At 40.9% G+C, this 3,819-nt stretch carries 3 protein-coding genes; 1 reads left to right on the plus strand and 2 read right to left on the minus strand.

The window, feature by feature from the left end; translation table 11 throughout:
• Window positions 1–761: 761 nt before the first annotated feature.
• Entirely contained in the window at window positions 762–1,934 is a 1,173-nt protein-coding gene (gene moeB, locus NJ959_RS27025; RefSeq protein WP_254014858.1) for a molybdopterin-synthase adenylyltransferase MoeB, read from the minus strand.
• 192 nt (window positions 1,935–2,126) lie between these two features.
• Complete coding sequence (locus tag NJ959_RS27030) at window positions 2,127–2,588, minus strand: M67 family metallopeptidase (protein WP_254014856.1); 462 nt, start codon at window positions 2,586–2,588, stop codon at window positions 2,127–2,129.
• A gap of 13 nt (window positions 2,589–2,601) precedes the next feature.
• Between NJ959_RS27030 and NJ959_RS27035 the strand changes: the two genes are divergently transcribed.
• Entirely contained in the window at window positions 2,602–3,747 is a 1,146-nt protein-coding gene (locus NJ959_RS27035; protein ID WP_254014857.1) for a hypothetical protein, read from the plus strand.
• The last annotated feature ends 72 nt before the right edge of the window (window positions 3,748–3,819 follow it).

A 3,819-nucleotide genomic window follows, 5' to 3' on the forward strand; every position in this document is an offset into this window, starting at 1 on the left:
GGAGTGGGGAGTGGGGAGTAGGGAGAGAATTTTTAATGATAATTAATCAATAATTTGTGATATCCGTCATATCGCTTTGGGATATAAATCACAGTTTTTATCCTTGAATATCACAGTTTTTATCCTTGAATATCACAGTTTTTTGGTACTTGAGTTACAGCGATTTTTTCCAGAATAACCGAATATTGAAGTATAAGAGAGTTGAGGGAAAAAATATGATTAGCTTACTATTTTTAATGAGTTACTTAACTGGCTGTGTCTTTTTTCTAGATTCTTTGTTTCAAAAAGAGTTGGGCTAATTATCAAATATTCAGGACTTACGCACAGGTAGTCAGAAACCCGGTTTCTTCGTCAATATCAATCGTCTCAACCCACGATGTTTTGGCAGAAACCGGGTTTCTTTGCATAAGTAATATGACCCAAAGTATAAGCAAGAAAAAACCCCAGAGGAGCGAACCATCTGGGGTGGAACTGTTAAGTTCTATTTATTTCAACAATAGAGCTAGTCGCTCCGGATAAAATCACAGCAATTTTCAGGTATGTGAGGTACAGATTTTTTGATCCTTCTCTCAGCTAATAGCTAATAGCTATTGGGAGCATCCCACTTTGGCAAAGATACTCGTTTTTTGACAAAGTTTTTACCCCCCCCAGCCCCCCTTATCAAAGGGGGGAGCAAGAATAAGACTTGCATTTCTTCCAAATCGGGATGCTCCCTAGCTATTAGCTATTACCAGCCATAACCAGATAACTAGCAGCTTGAGTTAATACTCAGGTACTGAGGGGTCAACTTCCCGACTCCAAGCGATAATTCCACCTTTGACGTTAATCCCATCAATCCCCGCTTCTTTGAGAATTCCTAAAGCTTTGGCGGAACGTCCTCCCATTTTACAATGAGCAATTAAGCGGTGACTATTGAGAATTTGCTTAATTTTTTCTACGCCGGAACCTTGTTCAATATCTGGTAAGGGGACGAGGATTGAACCGGGAATTTTGGCAATATCGTATTCATTAGGATTGCGAACATCAACTAACAGGAAATCATCCGCACCGCTATCAAGCAATTGCTTCAATTCCTGGACTGTCATTTCCTGCATTTCCATTTGTTGTTTTGCCTCCTCTTCTTTCGCCTGGGTAATGCCACAGAATTGTTCGTAATCTACTAATTTCTCAATGATGGGACGTTCAGGATTTGGTCGCAGTTTCAATTCCCGGAATTTCATATCCAGAGCATTATATAGCAACAATCGTCCGCTGAGTGTTGTGCCTTTACCGAGGATAATTTTAACGGTTTCCGTGGCTTGAATCACGCCAATAATTCCTGGTAAAATACCCAAAACACCGCCTTCTGCACAGGAGGGAACCATTCCTGGTGGTGGGGGTTCTGGGAATAAGTCGCGGTAGTTTGGTCCGTCTTGGTAGTTAAATACGCTTGCTTGTCCTTCAAACCGTAAAATTGAGCCGTATACGTTAGGTTTCCCCAATAATACACAAGCATCATTAACTAGGTAACGGGTGGGGAAATTATCAGTACCATCGACAACAATATCGTAAGGTTTGATAATTTCTAGGGCATTTTCAGAAGTTAGGCGAGTTTCGTAAAGATCAACCTGACAGGCGGGATTAATTTCTAGTATCCGTGTTTTGGCTGACTCTATTTTTGGTTTACCAACCCAGGAAGTACCGTGAATTACTTGACGTTGGAGGTTGGAGCTATCTACGACATCGAAATCAACGATACCGATACGTCCAATGCCAGCGGCAGCGAGGTAGAGTAATAGGGGCGCACCGAGTCCACCTGTACCGATACAGAGTACGCTGGCGGCTTTGAGACGTTTTTGTCCTTCCAGTCCAACTTCTGGCAAAATTAGGTGGCGGGAATACCTTTCGTATTCTTCGCGGGTTAACTGGATTTCATCCAGATTGGGATTTAACATGGCGATTTGGTAAGGAGCTGTAAGAGTTATTAGCTTATCTAAAAATTGGCTATTGTTGAAGCCATGGGTTGGGGTTTGATGGCTCTGATAACTTGCACCAATCTTAATCAAGCGTTTCATGTCGGGTGGGCACTCCCCTGAAGAAGTTGAAAAGCTGATGATGAAGTTAGTGGGGAGTGCCCACCAAAGGAGTTATTGAAACTCTTCTGGCTGAAAGTTACCTTCCTCTGTAAGATTCCAGCTTTTGAGATTGCCAGGAACACCTTGTTGCACGGAAATTATAATATAGGAGTATCCCTGATGTGCGATCGCGCGATCGAATTCTGAAGGCACTGCTGGACAATCGGGATGAGAATGATATACTCCAATAATATCTAAATTCCTCTCCCGTGCTTCTTTTAGTACCTTAAGCATTATTTTCGGATCTATACTGAAGCGGTTACGTTTCGTTGACGATGGGTTGATTGTCTTCTCTATCCCTGAGAATGCTTGCTCCGCCTCATCATTCCAGGTATTCTCGGTAGGGAATACTTCAATTAAGGTTTTTACATCTTTGGCAATCTTACCTAAGAGTAAGCCGCAACACTCTTCGGGATAAGTGCTTTCGGCATGTTTTTTCATTGTCTGGATATGATGGGAATAAAGTTTTATCATTGTTACTCATTTTATGATTAATCCAATTCGTGAAAGCAATCCATCTGATGAATATCTATTGGAAATTTTAAATGAATATGCGGTAGATGTACTGCGACAGGAAGACTGGGAAGTTGGCGAATCCTTAAAGCGGCGGCAAATTCCGATGAGTCAACTACGTCCGCTAGGAGAATCTTACCAAATATCGCTGAATCTGGGTCAAAATTTTGCTGTCAACTCAATTAGGGAAATTTTACAGGAACAAATTAAGGCTGTAGCTTTGTTTATTCGCGATTTCCAGATTGGCGTTTTAGGGCAAAGAATGAGTTTATTTCATCTCTATGAAATTGAGCTTAAGCTGAATAACTCGCTGCGATACGATCTTACTTTTGAATCGGGTAAACTGGTAATCCATATTCCTTATTGGCAAGCTATTGTCCTGAAACGCTACTTAACTTATAATGAAATAAAATATTATTGGGAGCGAGGGCTACACTTAGCTAAGTCTTCTCCTAGTCGTAACTTTTGGTGGTTATTAAATCCGATTGGGGAATTTCGTTCTAATCTGAGATCGATGCTTTTGCTGGCGATTCAAAGGCAAATTGAGAAAATTGATAAATTCTTTGTTAAATTTGGGTTAATGGATGATGAAAGTAAAAAAAGTTTGTTGGCAGGGGATGATATAGTAAAAAGTACTAAAGTTAAGGATAGTGCCATCGCGTTTCTGAAAGCTAATACTAATCGAGATAAACTGGGGGTTAATTTGGATGCACTTCTTAAGGATAAGGATGAAGCCACATTGCTCCAGCTTATGGGTGTATTTAAGAAGAATTTAGCAGATGCGGCGCAAATGGAGGAATTAATTGATGCAGGATCGTTAACCTTACAGGAAGAGATTCAGGACGAACAATCCCAGGTTGATGTGAAGATGTTTGGTTTTGTGAATGTGGGCAATTATCACCGAATCGATCTATCTTTGAATGTGAGTGCAGGCTACTTAAAAAAATATGTTGATATCATTCCCAGAAATACAGATGTTAAAGCCGTTCAATGGGGATTTGTGAACATATACAGGATTGACGATATCACGGTTAAGCCCAACTTTCACGGGGCGGTGACTCTAAATTTTGAAACTGCTGCTTTGGAGAGGGCACTAAAAGAATTAGAATTATTAGAATAGGGTGAGAGGTTAGAGGTAAAACTCTTTTCCCCATTCCCGACTCCCCACTCCCCATTCCCCCCTATGATACAC

It is taken from the genome of Limnofasciculus baicalensis BBK-W-15 (assembly GCF_024178385.1).
GTDB classification, from domain to species: Bacteria; Cyanobacteriota; Cyanobacteriia; order Cyanobacteriales; family Coleofasciculaceae; genus Limnofasciculus; species Limnofasciculus baicalensis.